The sequence below is a fragment of the Dellaglioa sp. CoH-55-MRSF-6 genome (assembly GCF_056782215.1).
This window is the reverse complement of record NZ_JBXAYJ010000003.1, coordinates 1-18,714: the sequence shown is the minus strand read 5'-3', so window position 1 is coordinate 18,714 and position 18,714 is coordinate 1. Positions and strand designations below refer to the sequence as shown.

Below are 18,714 nucleotides of genomic sequence, written 5' to 3'. Positions count from 1 at the left end.
AAAACTTTTTTTATTTTCCAAATGTTATTTTACCACAAAAAAAGAAGCTATCAACAAGTGATAACTTCTTTTATAATTCAGACCAACTAATTAATCAGTAGCTGTTCCGTTTTTCTTCATAATTTCTTCTTGGATTGATTTTGGTACAGCTTCGTAATGATCAAATGTCATTGTGAATGTACCACGTCCTTGTGTAGAAGAACGTAAAGTAGTTGCGTAACCGAACATACCTGAAAGAGGAACCATTGCGTTAACAACTTGTGCATTTCCGCGAGCTTCCATACCTTCAACACGTCCACGACGAGCAGTTACATGTCCCATAACATCACCTAAGTAATCTTCAGGAGCGACAACTTCAACTTTCATCATTGGTTCAAGAATAACAGCACCAGCACTCTTAGCAGCTTTTCTCAATGCCATTGAGGCAGCTACCTTAAATGCTGATTCGTTAGAATCGACATCATGATATGATCCATCATATAACTTAGCTTTAACATCAATAAGTGGGTAGCCTGCAAGAACACCATTTTGCATAGCTTCTCTCAAACCTTGTTCAACTGAAGGAATATATTCACGAGGAACAACCCCACCGACGATAGCGTCTTCGAATGCGAAACCGCCACCCTCTTCATTAGGTGAGAATTCAACTGTAACATCACCATATTGACCTTTACCACCAGATTGACGAACGAATTTACCTTGTGCAGAAACAGTTTTTGTAAATGTTTCACGGTAGGCAACTTGTGGTTCACCAACAGTAGCTTCAACGTTAAATTCACGTCTCATACGATCAACGATGATATCCAAATGCAATTCACCCATCCCAGCGATTAAAGTTTCACCAGTTTCAGGGTTAGTTTCAGCCTTGAATGAAGGATCTTCTTCTGCTAGTTTTTGTAAACCGATATCCATCTTATCTTGATCAGCTTTTGTTTTTGGTTCGATAGATACTTGGATAACTGGTTCAGGGAATTCCATTGATTCAAGGATTAATGGATGTTTTTCATCCGTTAATGAATCACCAGTTGTCGTATTTTTCAAACCAATAGCAGCAGCAATATCACCAGAGAATACTTCAGGAATTTCATTACGGTGATTTGAATGCATTTGAAGGATACGACCAACACGTTCACGCGTGTCTTTAGTAGAGTTCAAGACATAAGAACCAGCTTGTAATGTACCTGAGTAAACACGGAAGAATGTTAAACGACCAACGAAGGGATCCGTTGCAATTTTAAATGCTAAAGCAGCGAAATCTTTGTCATCACCGGCTGTGATTTCAACTTCTTCATCTGTTTTAGGATCTACTGCGTTATAAGGTTTAACATCTAAAGGAGATGGTAAGAAATCATTAACAGCATCCAACATCATTTGAACACCCTTGTTTTTAAATGCTGAACCAGCAAGAACTGGGTACATTTCAAGATTTAATGTTGCTTTACGGATAGCAGCTTTGATTTCATCTTTAGTAATTTCCACACCATCAAGATATTTTTCCATAAGCTTTTCATCAACATCAGCAACGGCTTCAACTAAAGCTTCGCGACGTTTTGTAGCTTCTTCTAAATATTCTTCAGGAACGTCAATACTTTCCCATGTAGCACCTAAATCTTCGTTATCATATAAATCGGCTTTCATTTCGATTAAATCAATAACACCTTCAAAATCATCTTCAGCACCAATTGGCATTTGGATAGGAACAGCATTTACTTGAAGACGATCTTTGATTGTGCCTACTGAGTAATCAAAATTAGCACCCATTTTATCCATCTTATTGATGAAAACGATACGAGGAACTGAATATGTTGTAGCTTGACGCCAAACGTTTTCAGTTTGTGGTTCAACACCAGATTGACCATCTAAAACAACAACGGCTCCATCTAAGACACGAAGTGAACGTTCAACTTCAATAGTGAAATCCACATGTCCTGGAGTATCGATGATATTAATACGATGTTCTTTCCATTCAGCAGTTGTTGCAGCTGATGTGATTGTGATACCACGTTCTTGTTCTTGTTCCATCCAATCCATTTGTGAAGCTCCTTCATGAGTTTCACCAATTTTATGAATTTTACCAGTATAGTATAAAATACGTTCAGTAGTTGTTGTCTTACCAGCATCGATATGAGCAACAATCCCGATATTACGCGTTTTTTCTAGTGGGAATTCGCGTTTATTTGCCATTTTGTAGTATCTCCTTTCGATTCTAAAATAGATTCAAAAAAATGACTACTATATCGATTATCAAAATCATATAATAGCCATTCTTTTATAAAATTACCAGCGGTAATGTGCGAATGCTTTATTAGCGTCAGCCATTTTATGTGTATCTTCACGTTTCTTAACTGATGCACCAGTATTGTTTGCTGCATCCATGATTTCTTTAGCTAAACGTTCTGGCATAGTATGTTCCCCACGTAAACGTGCGTAACTTACTAACCAACGTAAACCTAAAGTTGAACGACGATCAGGGCGAACTTCAATTGGCACTTGGTAGTTAGAACCACCGACACGGCGAGCTTTAACTTCAAGTACAGGCATGATGTTTTTCATAGCTTCATCAAAAACTTCATTAGGTTCGTTTCCTGTTTGTTCTTTAATCATTTCGAATGCATCATACAAGATCTTTGATGCAGTACCACGACGACCATCTAACATTAAACGGTTGATTAAACGTGTTACTAATTTAGAATTGTAAATTGGATCAGGCAATACTTCTCGTTTTGGAGCTGGGCCTTTTCTTGGCATCTAAATAACCTCCTTAGATTCTATTTTTATTAGAATAACTTTATTCTTATTTAGGTCTCTTTGCGCCGTATTTTGAACGACTTTGTTTACGATCAGCAACACCGGCTGTATCAAGAGCACCACGGATAACATGGTAACGTACCCCAGGTAAATCTTTTACACGGCCACCACGAATAAGAACAACACTATGTTCTTGCAAGTTATGTCCAATACCAGGAATGTAAGCTGTAACTTCAAGTAAGTTAGATAAACGCACACGCGCATATTTACGTAAAGCAGAGTTAGGCTTTTTAGGTGTCATTGTTCCGACACGAGTAGCAACCCCACGTTTTTGTGGTGCAGGATTATCTGTTTGAACTTTTTTGTAACTGTTATACCCGAAGTTTAATGCGGGTGCACCAGATTTTGAACCTTTAGAATTACGACCTTTACGAACTAATTGATTAATTGTTGGCATCTAAAGTTTCCTCCTTCCTTATTATAGGTTAATTGTTTTTTAAGTCCACACATCCAGGTGGTTCATTTTTTAATAATAAAAAATAACGTCCTAGACGTCTGTCTTATAATGCGCTGCTGTTATACAGAATCTCAACTATGTAGATGAATTAACTGTTCACAAAAAGCACCTTACACAGAATATCACGGTATTTAATATACGTCAATGGTATTTACACTAAAAAGCGTATTTTTTAATAGGAGGATTTAAATTATGTTAATTAGTTATTTATTTTTACTAGGTGCTTGCCTAGGTTCATTCATCACCTGCATTGCCACACGCTGTGCATTGAATCAGAATCAATTCAACAAAAGATCAATCTGCGACTATTGTGGTACAAAAATACCTTGGTTTGATCTAATTCCTATCTACGCTTATCTTAGATTACACGGACACTGTCGATTCTGCAAGGGAGAATTCCCAGCCTATTCATTTATTTTTGAATGTAGTTTGGCCGCCATGTTGCCCTTATCTTTCACTCAACTATCTCTTTTTGAATTTCTATTACTTATAACGTTCTTATTTTATTTAACTTTTCTATCAGCTATGGATTTCACTAACCGACTGATTTCTGGTCGCTTAACTATCGGTGGTGGAATACTATTCATCCTGTGGCATTATCTGTTATTTGGGTTTCCAGACTCACTAATAGCAATTAGCTTATTCAGTCTGTTTCTATTTGTCTTATGTTTTCAACAAAAGCTCGGCCTTGGCGATTTTATTTTACTGATTATCATTCAACTAACATTTGGTGTTCATTTTTGTTTGATTGCCACTCTTTTTGCTTGTATCAGCTCACTTATCTACTTTTTTACTGTAAAACAGAGTCGATATCAATTTTTCCCATTTGTCCCACATATAACGTTTGGCGTTTATATTACTATTGCGTTATCTTTCTTCATATAAATAAAAAAGCTAAGCAAATTTGCTTAGCTTTTACTTTAATCTTCGATTGCGTCATTCAAATGACCATAATTGAATAGAATATTTAAGATAACAGCCGACAGACTACCGACAACAAGTCCATTACCAAAAATGGTCTGGATTGTTAAGGGTAATGCTTGGAGTAATGCTGGTTGTACTGTTACACCAAGTCCTAAGCTGACCGAAATACCGATAATTAATAAATTACTATTACTACCTTCAACTTCGCGCAACATTTTAATACCTTGTGCACCAACCATACCGAACATAACTAACATAGCACCACCTAAAACGGCTGCTGGAATGACAGTTGCTGCTGCACCAATTTTAGGAAGTAACCCTAAAGCAATTAAAAAGAACGCTGAAAAATAAACAGGTTTCTTCGTTTTAATTCCTGATAGTTGCACAATTCCAACATTTTGTGAAAATGTCGAGTATGGGAACGTATTAAAGATACCACCTAAAACAGCTGCGATACCTTCAGCACGGTACCCTTTTTTTAAATCATCTTTTCTGATTGGACGACCAACGATATCTCCCAGCGCAAAAAATACACCAGTTGATTCAATCATAGTTGTTAACGCTGCTAATATCATAGTCACAATTGATGACCATTCAAATTTAGGGGCAGCAAACATAAAAACATGGGGTAATTGAAACCAATTAGCTTGGCTAACTGGGTCTAATGTTACTTTTCCCATAAATGAGGCAACGACCACACCAACTAAAATACCAATTAAGATACCCACTTGTTGAATGAATCCGCGGCCCCAAATGTTCAAGCCTAAAATAACGGCAATGGTTACACCTGCAACTATTAAGTTAGGGATACTACCAAATGATTTGGCTGTCACATCCCCACCGCCCATGTTGGTAAAGGCAACTGGAATTAACGTTAATCCGATTAACGTAATTAATGATCCTGTCACTACTGGTGGGAAGAATTTTCTAATGTTTGCAAAGAATCCCGAAATTAGAAATATAAAAATACCAGCAGCAATAATTGATCCATACATTGTTCCTAATCCAAAATGTTTTCCTACTGCAGTCAATGGTGCAACGTATTCAATCGCGCACCCAAGTACTACAGGTAAACCAATGCCAGTAAAACGTGTGCGTTTCAATTGTAATAATGTTGCAATCCCACACATGAAAATATCCATCGAAACTAAATAAGTAATTTGTTTTGTACTAAACCCAAGTGCAGCCCCAACTAATAATGGTACCAAAATGTCGCCTGAATACATGGCTAATAAATGCTGTAATCCTAATATTGCTGCTCTAAAATTTGATAAATTAGATTCATCCAAACTACTATTTTCTAATTCCGTGCTATTCTTCATTTGATCCTCCACATTATCTTTCACACTAATAAGTCGGATTTTCTATGGATTTCATGCCTAATACATGCTTGCTTTAACTCACATATAGTCCGGAATTTACGGCTCCGGGTAGAAACTAGCATCCATATCATGACATTATATAGGTGATCAGTATTTTTTATTGTATGACAATATTAACACAGTCTATTTACCCATACAATGGTTTGCGGACGTTATTAAAATGTAAGCGTTAATTGTTCGCTAATAAAGCACAAAAAAAAGAACAACTCTTAAATTAATAAGAATTGTTCTTTTTTAGCTATGACGTTAATCGTTCACGCTAGCTTCTTCTTCTTTCATTCGTTTCTCAATATCTGAGATTGAATAAACATTAGCTGAAATTGAACCTGTTTCTTTTGGTTTAATTTGACGGTAATCTGGCATACCAGTACCGGCAGGAATAATCTTACCAATAATAACATTTTCTTTCAGACCAATTAATGGATCATTCTTACCGCGAATAGCAGCATCCGTAAGAACACGAGTTGTTTCTTGGAATGATGCAGCTGATAAGAAACTGTTTGTTTCTAGAGATGCTTTAGTGATACCAAGTAAGACAGGACGTGAAGTAGCTGGAATGCCACCTTTGATCAATGTCTTATAGTTATCTTCTTTAAGATCCATGATATCCATTAAAGTACCTGGTAATACATTTGTGTCACCGGGATCCATAACGCGAACCTTACGTAACATTTGACGAGACATAACCTCCACATGCTTATCAGAGATTTCTACCCCTTGCATACGATATACTTTTTGAACTTCACGAAGAATATAATTCTCCGTAGAAAGAACATCACGAACTTGAATTAATTGTTTAGGATCAATTGAACCAACTGTTAGTGCTTCACCACGATGAATTTTATCACCTTCGGCAACTTTAAGAACAGCAGTATAAGGTAAACTATATGTTCGTGTATCAGTTTCACCTTTAACTGTTACTTCTTTAGTACGTTCAGCAGGATTTTCTTCAATTGCTTCAATCATACCTGTTACTTCTGTAATTTCAGCACGACCTTTAGGATTACGTGCTTCGAAGATTTCTTGAACACGAGGTAACCCTTGTGTAATATCATCTCCAGCAACCCCACCAGTATGGAAAGTACGCATTGTTAATTGAGTTCCGGGTTCACCGATTGATTGAGCAGCAACAGTACCAACTGCTTCACCAACTTCAACCTGATCACCAGTAGCCATATTACGACCATAACAATGTTCACAAACCCCATGCTTAGTGTTACATGTAAATGCTGAGCGGATAGTTACTTGTTCGATTCCAGCAGCGATAATTGCTTGCGCTTTGCTTTCTTCGATCATTTCGTTTGAAGCGACAATAACTTCACCAGTTTCAGGATTTTTAACGGTCTTCATTGCATAACGACCTAAGATACGGTCATACAATGGTTCGATCATTTCATTTCCTTCTTTAATAGCTGATACATCTAAGCCACGATCAGTGAAACAATCTTTCTCACGAATAATAACATCTTGAGCAACATCAACAAGTCGACGAGTCAAGTATCCAGAATCGGCAGTCTTCAAGGCCGTATCAGTCATACCTTTACGAGCCCCATGAGTTGAAATAAACATTTCCAACACTGACAAACCTTCACGGAAGTTAGAAATAATAGGTAATTCCATTGTTTTACCATTAGGAGCTGCCATCAAACCACGCATACCAGCTAATTGAGTAAAGTTAGAAATATTACCACGGGCTCCAGAATCACTCATCATTTGAATAGGATTTTGTGTGCCCAATGCTTCCATTAGTTTTTGTTGAATATCATCTTTTGCTTGTGTCCAGATAGCAATAACACGTTCATAACGTTCATCTTCTGTAATCAAACCTCGACGGAATTGTTTTGCAACTAAAGCAACTTGTTTATGAGCTTCTTCAATAATTGCAGGTTTTTCCTTTAAGTCAGTTACATCAGAAATACCAACTGTAATACCAGCATGTGTTGATTGATCATAACCTAAGTTTTTAAGACGATCTAACATCTTAGACGTTTCAGTTACTTTAAATCGTTTATAAACTTCAGAAATGATATCACTCAAGAATCCTTTTTTGAAAGGTAAAATAATTTCTTGTGCTTTAATAACATCACCAATATTTTGACCAGGTTCAACAAAATATTTGTCGGCTGTTTTATTAATTAAGTTATCATTCTTAGGTTCATTAATGTAGGCAAATTCATTAGGTAAAATTTCATTAAAGATTGCTTTACCAACAGTTGTTATCATAATGCGTTCTTTTTGCCAATCTGTAAATGGTTTACCTTCAGCAGCTAATGTTGCTGTTTGTAATCCAATACGAGTGTGCAAATGAACGTAACCATTACGGTAAGCCATTACAGCTTCGTTAGCATCTTTAAAGATCATACCTTCGCCTTCGCGGCCAGCTTCTTCCATTGTAAGGTAGTAGTTACCTAAAACCATATCTTGAGAAGGTGTTACAACTGGTTTACCATCTTTAGGTGCCAAGATATGATGAGCAGCTAACATAAGCAAACGAGCTTCTGCTTGTGCTTCATCAGATAAAGGTACATGGATAGCCATTTGATCTCCATCAAAATCAGCATTGTAAGCTTCACAAGCTAAGGGATGAAGACGAATTGCTTTACCATCAACTAAAATTGGTTCGAAAGCTTGAATACCAAGACGATGAAGTGTTGGTGCGCGGTTAAGGAGAACTGGATGTTCAACAATAACTTCTTCTAAAACATCCCAGATATCTTCATCGCGACGATCAAGTTTACGTTTAGCATTTTTAATATTTGAAGCCATTTCACGTTTAACAAGTTCTTTCATCATAAATGGTTTGAATAATTCCAAAGCCATTTCACGAGGAATACCACATTGATTCATTTGTAACGTTGGTCCAACAGCAATAACTGAACGGCCTGAATAATCAACACGTTTTCCAAGTAAATTTTGACGGAAACGTCCTTGTTTACCTTTCAACATATGTGAAAGAGATTTCAATGGTCGGTTACCAGGTCCAGTAACTGGACGGCCACGACGACCATTATCAATCAATGCATCAACAGCTTCTTGTAACATACGTTTTTCATTTTGAACAATAATACCAGGAGCGTTCAAATCTAATAAACGTTTTAGTCGGTTATTTCGGTTAATAACCCGTCTGTATAAATCATTCAAATCAGAAGTGGCAAAACGGCCACCTTCTAATTGAACCATTGGACGTAAGTCAGGTGGAATAATAGGAACAGCATCCATAACCATCCATGCAGGTTCATTTTCAGAAAGTAAGAATGCTTCTAAAATGTCCAAACGACGAACAGCACGTGTTCTCTTTTGGCCAGTAGCATCTTTCAATTCTTCTTTTAATTCTTCAGATTCACCAGCAAGATTAACATCACGTAATAAATGACGAATAGCGTCAGCACCCATTCCAGCTTCGAATTCAGTCCCGTATTCTTCACGTTTTTCACGATATTCACGTTCTGTTAATAACTGTTTCTTTTCAAGAGGTGTGTTACCAGGTTCAGTAACAACGTAAGAAGCAAAGTAGATAACTTCTTCCAAAGCACGAGGACTCATGTCTAAGACAAGACCCATACGACTTGGAATTCCTTTAAAGTACCAGATATGTGTAACTGGTGCAGCTAATTCAATATGACCCATACGTTCGCGACGTACTTTAGAACGAGTAACTTCAACACCACAACGATCACAGACGATACCTTTATAGCGAATACGTTTGTATTTACCACAGGCACATTCCCAATCTTTTGTTGGTCCAAAAATACGTTCATCGAATAGTCCGTCTTTTTCAGGTTTTAATGTACGATAATTGATTGTTTCGGGCTTTTTAACTTCACCATATGACCAGCTTCTAATCTTATCAGAAGATGCTAAGCCAATTTGCATGCTATCAAATTTATTGACATCGATCAAAGGACCGACCTCCCTTTAGTTTTATAGTGTGTTGGATTTCTCAAACTAAGCATTAGCTTCATCCACACAAATTTGAGTTCAGTAACTAAGCCAAAATTATTCTTTGTTCATTTCAGCAGCCATTTTTTCGGCTTCTTCTTTAGCTTTTTTCTCTTTTTGTTCATTAGCTAATTTGCTTAACGCATCCACATTAACGATATCATCATCGTCATCATCCATGTCACGTAATTCAATTTCAGTCTTTTTAGCATCAAGTACTTTCATATCTAATCCTAATGACTGTAATTCTTTAACAAGAACACGGAATGATTCAGGAACACCTGGTTTAGGAATTGGTTCGCCTTTGACAATTGCTTCGTATGTTTTCACACGACCCACAACATCATCAGATTTATACGTTAAAATTTCTTGTAACGTGTAAGCAGCACCATAAGCCTCAAGTGCCCAAACTTCCATTTCACCAAAACGTTGTCCACCAAATTGTGCTTTACCACCTAATGGTTGTTGCGTTACTAATGAGTATGGTCCTATTGAACGAGCATGGATTTTATCATCAACCATGTGAGCAAGTTTCATATAGTACATAACACCTACAGAAACACGGTTATCAAATGCATCACCTGTACGTCCATCATATAAGATTGTCTTACCATCATCTGAAATTCCAGCTTCTTTAAAGACATTCCAGATATCTGAATCGCGAGCACCATCAAAAACTGGTGTTGCAACATGGATACCTAATTTACGAGCAGCCATACCTAAATGAAGATCTAAAACTTGTCCAATATTCATACGAGAAGGAACACCCATGGGATTCAAAAGAATATCAACTGGTGTACCATCTGGCATGTAAGGCATATCTTCAGAAGGGACAACGATTGAAACAACCCCTTTGTTACCATGACGTCCAGCCATCTTATCACCCACACGTAACTTACGTTTTTGTGCAATGTAGATACGAACCATCATATTAACACCAGGACTTAATTCATCCCCTGCTTCACGAGTAAAGATTTTAACATCTTGAACAATACCGCCACCACCATGAGGAACTTTCAATGAAGTATCGCGTACTTCACGAGCCTTTTCTCCAAAGATAGCATGTAATAAACGTTCTTCAGCAGATAATTCAGTAACCCCTTTAGGTGTTACTTTACCAACTAAGATATCACCATCATTAACTTCAGCACCAATACGGACGATACCAAATTCATCAAGATCTTTTAATGAATCTTCACCAACATTAGGAATTTCACGAGTAATTTCTTCAGGTCCTAATTTTGTATCACGTGCTTCTGATTCAAATTCTTCAATATGAATTGATGTGTAGACATCATCACGAACAAGACGTTCGTTAATGATAACAGCATCTTCAAAGTTATAACCATTCCAAGTCATAAAGGCAACTAATGGGTTTTGGCCTAAAGCTAATTCCCCATTTTCCATTGAAGGACCATCAGCTAAAATTTCATCAGCATCAACATGATCGTTTACACGAACAATTGGACGTTGATTGTAGTTTTTACCACCATTTGAACGATGGAATTTCATTAATTTGTATTTATCTAAAGCGCCATCTTCACGACGAACACGAATTTCACGTGCATCAACGTATTCAACAGTACCTTCGTTTTTGTTAATTAAAGCGACACCAGAATCATGAGCTGCCTTATATTCAATACCTGTACCAACAAGTGGTGAATGAGGATTGATTAAAGGAACAGCTTGACGTTGCATATTGGCACCCATCAAGGCACGGTTAGAATCATCATTTTCCAAGAAAGGAATACATGCTGTAGCAACAGCCACAACTTGTTTAGGTGAAACATCCATGTAATCGACTTTATCAATACCGATTTCGATATTTTCTGAACGATTACGAGCCATAACGAGTTCATTTACAAATGAATCATCTTCATTTAATGGTGAGTTAGCCTGTGCAATAACATAGTTATCTTCTTCATCAGCAGTCAAGTAATCGATTTTATCAGTTACTTGATGTGATTCCCAGCTCACACGACGATAAGGTGTTTCAATAAAACCATATCGGTTAACACGTGCATAACTTGATAAACTATTAATCAAACCAATGTTAGGTCCTTCAGGCGTTTCAATTGGACACATACGACCGTAATGCGTGTAATGAACATCACGAACTTCATATCCAGCACGATCACGAGTCAAACCACCAGGTCCTAAGGCAGAAAGACGACGTTTATGTGTCAATTCACCAAGTGGATTAGTTTGATCCATGAATTGTGATAATTGAGATGAACCAAAGAATTCTTTAATAGAAGCCACAACAGGACGAATGTTAATCAATTGTTGTGGTGTAACAGTTGTTGTATCTTGAATTGACATACGTTCACGTACAACACGTTCCATACGTGATAAACCAATTCTAAATTGATTTTGTAGTAATTCACCAACTGAACGAATACGACGGTTACCTAAATGATCAATATCATCCACAGAACCAATATTTTCTTTTAAATTAAAGAAATAGTTCATTGAAGCAATAATATCAGCAGGTACAATATGTTTGTATTGTAAGTCAATATTGCCATTACCAATCATTGGCATCTCACGTTCTGGGTCTACTTGAGAATAAACCTTAACGATTTGAAGTACCATAGGTTCAGTAACAACACCATCTTCTGATGGGTGGTATGTGACCGTCTTGAAATCTTGACGATCAAGATATGGTGCTAAAGTTTCCATAACTTGTTTATCAATTACGGTATCTTTTTGTGCAAGTACTTCACCAGTATCTGGATCAGCCAATGTTTCAGCTAATGTTTGGTTCAATAAACGTGTTTTCAAGCTTAATTTTTTATTAATTTTGTAACGACCAACTGGAGCTAAGTCGTAACGTTTTGGATCAAAGAAACGAGCTGTCAATAAACTACGTGAGCTATCAGCTGTTTTAGGTTCGCCGGGACGTAGACGTTCATAAACATCTTTTAAAGATTCTTCAACACGTGAATCATCCGTATTTTTATGAACATCTTTTTCAAGTGTTAGCATTAAGCTATCATTGTTACCCAACATTTCAATAATTTCATCATCAGAACCAAATCCTAAAGCGCGGACCAATTCAGTTAATGGAATTTTACGTGTACGATCAATACGTACATATGAAATATTTTTAGCATCTGATTCATATTCTAACCATGCACCACGGTTAGGAATAACAGTTGTGCCATATGTTTCACGGCCATTTTTATCTAATGAACCATTGTAGTAAACCCCTGGTGAACGAACTAATTGAGAAACAATAACTCGTTCAGCACCATTAATGATAAATGTTCCTTGTTCTGTCATTAATGGGAAATCACCAAAGAAAACATCTTGAGATTTAATTTCGCCAGTTTCATGGTTAGTTAAACGTAATGTAACATGTAATGGAGCCGAATAGTTCGCATCATGTGCGCGTGCTTCATCTACAGTGTATTTAGGTTCTAATAATTGGTAATCAACAAATTCTAATGATAAGTTACCAGCAAAATCGTCAATTGGCATGATGTCTTCAAACATTTCACGAAGACCTTCATCCAAGAACCATTGGTAAGAGTCACTTTGAATTTCGATTAAATTAGGTAAATCTAAAACTTCTTTGATACGTGCGTAACTTCTACGTGTACTGTGTTTACCGTAGTTTACTAAATGTCCAGCCAAATTAGTCACCTCTCAAATTTATTCTGTAAACCTGCCAAAGTCCGATGATTTTATATTACAGTTTGATTACAAATTGCATACTAGACGAAAAAATCGGTTTTTTTGGCAAAAGAAAAAACAAAAACAGTTTATTTATTTTTAAATAATCACCATTTTTGTCTCTCTATAAGGCTTCTTACGGACAATAGATCGTAATCAGCTATAAAAATTCACAGTATTATACATTTAATTATCATATACGCTATTGAATCGGATGTCAACAGTTCGTGCTCATTAAGTCATCGTCACAAATTCTTCAGCACTCGTTGGGTGAATAGCAACTGTATCATCGAAATCTTTTTTAGTTGCGCCCATTTTAATTGCTACTGCAAATCCTTGTAGCATTTCGTCCATGCCTTCTCCAACACCATGTAATCCAACAATTCGTTCATCTTTACCAACCGTAATTAACTTCAGGTTTTCCTTCACCTTACTATCACCTAAACTATAACGCATTGGTGTAAATGATGATCGATAAATTTTTAGATTTTCTTGACCATATTCTAAAGTTGCTTCAGCTTCAGTTAAACCAATCGTTCCAGCAACTGGATGTGAGAATACCACTGTGGGTACCAATTTATAATCTAAATGTTCCGTAGGTTTATTATTAAACACACGCTCCATTAATCTTCGGCTAGCTGCAATTGCAACAGGTGTTAAGTCAAGTTTACCAATAACATCCCCAGTCGCATAAATACCAGCAACTGATGTATTTTGATACTCGTCGACCACAATAGTACCATTATCATTTAATTTAATATTTGTGGCAGAAATATTCATTTTATCGGTAACTGGTCGGCGGCCAACCGCCCAAATAACACAATCTACGACCAATGAGTCATCATTGGTAATAACTTCATATTTACCATCACTTCGCCGTTTCAACTCTGTCACCTTTGAGTTAAAACTAATATCAATTCCATTTTCTATATACGTTTCTGTTACATTTGTTGAAATTAATTCATCAAAATTAGGTAACAACGTGTCGTATTTTGCATACATGTGAACTTTTGACCCTAGTGCATTCAACGTTCCAGCAAGTTCAGTACCAATATAACCGTTTCCGATAACCGCAACTTTAGCAGGTAATTCTTTCAAATCATCAAAGAATTGATTAGATTCAATCCCATACGTTGCGCCAGGAATGTCGGGTATATTGGGTGTTCCACCAGTTGCAATTAGTATGTGCTCTGAGACATATTTTGAGCCATTAACTTCAACTGTTTGATTATCAATAAATTTTGCATAGCCTTTAATGACTTGTACCTGATTTTTATCTAAATTTCTGAAATATGCGCCATGTAATCGTTCAATATATGCAGAACGGTTAGCAACTAATTTTTCAAAATCAAGTTGCGGCTGTTGTTTAGTAAACCCATAATCAGTAGCTAAATCAAAATCTTGTGCTAACGCTGCTGCAGACCACATAATCTTTTTAGGTACACATCCAACGTTGACACAAGTTCCACCAATTTCATTTCCTTCTATTAAAATTACTTTTTTTCCAAAAGAACCAGCTCGATTTGCTGCTGCAATTCCAGCAGAGCCTCCACCAATTACAATAAGATCTATTTTTTCCATAGATAACACTCCTTTTCTAGTGATAAAAAAGGTGCAACTACATGAATAGTTACACCTTTTTAAGTTTACTTCACTGCTACTTTAGTTTTTGATTCTTTAATCGTTACTTTGATAACACCTTTTACAGCACCAATTGTAATATTATCATTATCTTTTATTTGACCAGAAAGAAGAATATCACTTAGACGGTCCTCAACTTCTGTTTGTAATGCACGACGAATGGGTCTAGCACCATATTCTGGATCAAACCCTGCCTTAGCAATCACATCAATTGCTGCAGGTGATATTTTAACCTTAATATCTTGTTCCTTCAACCTATCAATAACTTCTTTAGTCATCAATTTCACAATCTCATGTAATTCAACTTTAGTTAATGAATGGAATATAATTGATTCATCAATTCGGTTTAAAAATTCTGGACGAAAGGCTTTTTTAAGAGCCGCGCGAATTTTTCCAGACATTGCCTTATATTCATCTTTTTCAGATTCTACACCAAATCCAACAAACTTCTCATCACGAACGGCAGTTGCACCTAAGTTAGATGTCATAATGATAATTGTATTTCTAAAATCAATACGACGTCCTTTAGAATCTGTTAAGTATCCATCATCTAACACTTGAAGTAAAATATTAAAAACATCAGGATGCGCTTTTTCAACTTCATCCAAGAGAACAACAGAATATGGTGTCTGACGAACTTTTTCAGTCAATTGTCCACCTTCATCATATCCAACGTAACCTGGTGGCGATCCAATCAAGCGACTTGTACTATATTTTTCCATATATTCCGACATATCCACTCGAATCATTGCTTCTTCAGAGCCAAACATAGCTTCAGCAAGTGCCTTAGCTAATTCAGTTTTACCAACACCCGTTGGCCCAAGGAACATGAATGAACCAATTGGTCTTGCTGGATTTTTCAATCCGCTTCTAGCACGTCGAATAGCCTTTGCAATTGAGCTAACTGCCTCATTTTGACCAATAACACGTTTATGCAAAATGTCTTCAAGATGAATTAAGCGATCACTTTCACTTTTATTCAATTGTTGTACTGGAACACCTGTCCAATCAGAAACAATTCCTGCAATTTCTTCGCTAGTTACCTTTATATCATAATGTTCTGCACTAGACTTAACGGCAGCATTTTTTTCGGCTTCTAAATCTTCAACCTGCTTTTTAACACGCATTTCTTTTGTACGAATACCCGCAGCTAATTCAAAATCTTGCTGACTAACTGCATCATCTTTTTGTTGACGCAATTCGTCAAGTTGATCTTGTTTTTTACTTAATTTTGATTTAGTCCTTGGGCGCTCAATACGAACCTGAGCAGCGGCTTCATCCATTAAATCAATCGCCTTATCAGGTAGGAATCGATCAGTAATATATCGATTACCCATTTCTACTGCTGCTTCAATTGCATCATCGGTAATTTGCACGCGATGATGTGCCTCATATTTAGGTCGGAGTCCCTTTAAAATATCAACAGTCTGTGCTTCTGTTGGTTCTTTGATTGTGATTGTCGCAAAACGTCGTTCCAAAGCAGCATCAGATTCAATGTATTTTTGATACTCATCTAATGTCGTTGCACCAATAACTTGAACTTCACCACGAGCCAATGCAGGTTTTAATATATTAGATGCATCTATTGCACCTTCTGCACCCCCTGCACCAATTAACGTGTGTAATTCATCAATAAATAAAATAACATCTTTAGTCGTGTATACTTCTTTCAATATTTTCTTTAACCGATCTTCAAATTCACCACGATATTTTGTTCCCGCAACTAATGATCCCATATCAAGCATCATTAATCGTTTTCCAATCATGTCTTCAGGAACGTTTCCGTCAACTAATCGTTGAGCAAACCCCTCAGCGATTGCAGTCTTACCAACACCAGGTTCACCAATTAACACTGGATTATTCTTAGTTCGACGACTCAATACTTGAGTTAATCTTTTCACTTCAGAATCTCGACCAATTACAGGGTCAATCTGCTTATCACGAGCCATTTTAGTCAAATCACGTGCTAATTCATCTAATGTAGGTGTTCCCTCTTCTGGAGTTTGTTTACCACGATTCTTTTGTCTCATCTGAACTTCACTGACACCAAGTTGACGGAAAATCATTTTACGTACCTGCTTAACATCAGCACTTAATCCGCCCATAATTCTTGATGATAATATTTCATTATTACTTGTTAGCGCTAGTAAAAGATGCTCTGTACCCACCTTACTTGCATTTAAATTTTTAGCTTCATCGTTAGCAATTGATAAAATCATTTTTGCTTTTGGTGAGTAAGGTAAATAATTATCATTTTTATTTAATCTCAATGATCCATAACCAGTGAATCTTTCGATTTCTTCCATTATATCTTCTGGATCAACATTAAATTGTTTCAATACTTTATCTGCAATACCATTTTGTACTTCAGACAAAGCCAAAAGTAAATGTTCAGTACCAACGGCTTGTTGACGATAGTGTTTAGCAGCTTCCTGTGCTCGAATAAGAACTTCTTTTGCACTCGGCGTAAATAAATTATCCATATTATTACCTCTTTCTACTCTTCATATCGTAAGCGATTAATTAAATTAATCAACATTTTAGCGCGTATCATATTTTCTGATTCTGTATCCATACCAAGAAAAACATCTTTCTTTATTATAGCTAAAACTAAATTTGATTCTTTTTTTGTCAATGTCTTCTCATCATATAAACTTTGAATAATATCGTAACCTTCTTGTTGGGATACGTTTGTACCAATTAAATTTTCTATTGTTTGAATAAATTCTTGATCTACAAAAAGATTTACCTTTTCTATCCTAATATATCCACCGCCACCACGTTTACTCTCTACTACATATCCATTTTGAATAGTAAATCGCGTGTTAATAACATAATTTATTTGCGATGGTACACAATTAAATAATTCAGCAACTTCAGAACGTTTAATGACTATTTCTTTTTCGTCTAAAAGAATTTTCTTAAAATACTTCTCAATCACATCAGAAATATTCTGACCCTGCATATTCATCACCTCAAATAGTTTGACTAATGTTGACTTTCATTATACGAAATATAAATTAAAATTGAAAGTTATTTGTCCTAAACAAAAAAAGGAATTTAAACATAAAGTTTAAATTCCTTTTTCAATTAATCGGGAAAACAGGATTCGAACCTGCGACCCCCTGGTCCCAAACCAGGTGCTCTACCAAGCTGAGCTATTTCCCGAACACAAAAAAATGCACCCAGTAGGAGTCGAACCTACAACCTTCTGATTCGTAGTCAGACACTCTATCCAGTTGCGCTATGGGTGCATTAAAAATATAAAATTAAAACAATAAATGGTGCCGAGGACCGGAATCGAACCGGTACGGTGATCACTCACCGCAGGATTTTAAGTCCTGTGCGTCTGCCAGTTCCGCCACCCCGGCATTTATTGAAAAGCGGAAGACGGGATTCGAACCCGCGACCCCCACCTTGGCAAGGTGATGCTCTACCACTGAGCTACTTCCGCAAAAAAATTAAAAAATGGTGCCGACTAGACGATTCGAACGCCCGACCCCCTGATTACAAATCAGGTGCTCTACCAACTGAGCTAAGTCGGCATAACTGAAAATGATGCGGGTGAAGGGACTTGAACCCCCACGTCTTACGACGCTAGATCCTAAATCTAGTGCGTCTGCCAATTCCGCCACACCCGCAGAATGTGGAATTGAAAATGAGCCGTGACAGGCTCGAACTGTCGACCCTCTGATTAAAAGTCAGATGCTCTACCAACTGAGCTAACGGCTCAAATGGAGGTTACAGGGCTTGAACCTGTGACCCTCTGCTTGTAAGGCAGACGCTCTCCCAACTGAGCTAAACCTCCAAATAATAAAAAAAGCATGGCAACGTCCTACCCTCGCAGGGGGCGACCCCCAACTACTCTTGGCGCTAAGAAGCTTA

Annotated in this window: 10 protein-coding genes, 8 tRNA genes and 1 riboswitch; of the genes, 1 reads left to right on the top strand and 17 read right to left on the bottom strand. The window is 36.9% G+C overall.

The features are described from left to right. Positions 1-90: 90 nt before the first annotated feature. From fusA to rpsL, 3 genes are all read right to left on the bottom strand, one after another. Positions 91-2,184 (bottom strand): elongation factor G, encoded by a 2,094-nt coding sequence (gene fusA / locus AC1RPK_RS03770; RefSeq protein WP_409022017.1) that lies wholly within the window; start codon positions 2,182-2,184, stop codon positions 91-93. A gap of 93 nt (positions 2,185-2,277) precedes the next feature. After that, a complete protein-coding gene (rpsG, locus tag AC1RPK_RS03765; RefSeq protein WP_057974645.1) occupies positions 2,278-2,748 on the bottom strand; it encodes a 30S ribosomal protein S7 in 471 nt (156 codons plus the stop codon). Positions 2,749-2,794: 46 nt separating this feature from the next. Continuing rightward, a complete protein-coding gene (rpsL, locus tag AC1RPK_RS03760; protein WP_057974646.1) occupies positions 2,795-3,205 on the bottom strand; it encodes a 30S ribosomal protein S12 in 411 nt (136 codons plus the stop codon). 252 nt (positions 3,206-3,457) lie between these two features. On the opposite strand from rpsL, the gene AC1RPK_RS03755 reads away from it, so the two are divergent. Next, complete coding sequence (locus AC1RPK_RS03755) at positions 3,458-4,150, top strand: prepilin peptidase (RefSeq protein WP_481761617.1); 693 nt, start codon at positions 3,458-3,460, stop codon at positions 4,148-4,150. Positions 4,151-4,185: 35 nt separating this feature from the next. On the opposite strand, the gene AC1RPK_RS03750 is transcribed toward AC1RPK_RS03755, so the two are convergent. The 14 genes from AC1RPK_RS03750 to AC1RPK_RS03685 form a co-directional block, all read right to left on the bottom strand. Then, positions 4,186-5,511, bottom strand: a complete 1,326-nt coding sequence (locus AC1RPK_RS03750; protein WP_481761618.1) for a nucleobase:cation symporter-2 family protein — start codon at positions 5,509-5,511, stop codon at positions 4,186-4,188. 65 nt (positions 5,512-5,576) lie between these two features. Next, positions 5,577-5,674, bottom strand: a riboswitch (purine riboswitch). 143 nt (positions 5,675-5,817) lie between these two features. Beyond that, a complete protein-coding gene (rpoC, locus tag AC1RPK_RS03745) occupies positions 5,818-9,471 on the bottom strand; it encodes a DNA-directed RNA polymerase subunit beta' (protein ID WP_481761619.1) in 3,654 nt (1,217 codons plus the stop codon). A gap of 96 nt (positions 9,472-9,567) precedes the next feature. After that, positions 9,568-13,158 (bottom strand): DNA-directed RNA polymerase subunit beta, encoded by a 3,591-nt coding sequence (rpoB, locus tag AC1RPK_RS03740; RefSeq protein ID WP_481761620.1) that lies wholly within the window; start codon positions 13,156-13,158, stop codon positions 9,568-9,570. Positions 13,159-13,422: 264 nt separating this feature from the next. After that, the gene (gene gorA, locus AC1RPK_RS03735; RefSeq protein WP_481761621.1) at positions 13,423-14,769 is read right to left on the bottom strand and encodes a glutathione-disulfide reductase; all 1,347 of its coding nucleotides are present in this window, start codon (positions 14,767-14,769) and stop codon (positions 13,423-13,425) included. A 65-nt stretch (positions 14,770-14,834) separates the two neighbouring features. Continuing rightward, positions 14,835-17,312 carry an ATP-dependent Clp protease ATP-binding subunit gene (locus AC1RPK_RS03730; protein WP_481761622.1) on the bottom strand — a complete coding sequence of 826 codons (2,478 nt, stop codon included), beginning with the start codon at positions 17,310-17,312 and terminating at the stop codon, positions 14,835-14,837. Positions 17,313-17,326: 14 nt separating this feature from the next. Then, on the bottom strand, positions 17,327-17,794 hold the full coding sequence (locus tag AC1RPK_RS03725; protein ID WP_481761623.1) for a CtsR family transcriptional regulator: 468 nt from the start codon (positions 17,792-17,794) through the stop codon (positions 17,327-17,329). A gap of 129 nt (positions 17,795-17,923) precedes the next feature. Further along, a tRNA-Pro gene (locus tag AC1RPK_RS03720) sits at positions 17,924-17,997 on the bottom strand. A gap of 12 nt (positions 17,998-18,009) precedes the next feature. Then, positions 18,010-18,083 (bottom strand) — tRNA-Arg (locus tag AC1RPK_RS03715). A gap of 28 nt (positions 18,084-18,111) precedes the next feature. Next, a tRNA-Leu gene (locus tag AC1RPK_RS03710) sits at positions 18,112-18,200 on the bottom strand. An 11-nt stretch (positions 18,201-18,211) separates the two neighbouring features. Then, positions 18,212-18,283 (bottom strand) — tRNA-Gly (locus tag AC1RPK_RS03705). Between the two features lie 15 nt (positions 18,284-18,298). Continuing rightward, positions 18,299-18,374 (bottom strand) — tRNA-Thr (locus AC1RPK_RS03700). Positions 18,375-18,388: 14 nt separating this feature from the next. Continuing rightward, positions 18,389-18,470 (bottom strand) — tRNA-Leu (locus tag AC1RPK_RS03695). Between the two features lie 18 nt (positions 18,471-18,488). Then, positions 18,489-18,561: transfer RNA gene (locus AC1RPK_RS03690), tRNA-Lys, on the bottom strand. Positions 18,562-18,564: 3 nt separating this feature from the next. Next, positions 18,565-18,637: transfer RNA gene (locus AC1RPK_RS03685), tRNA-Val, on the bottom strand. Between the last annotated feature and the right edge of the window lie 77 nt (positions 18,638-18,714).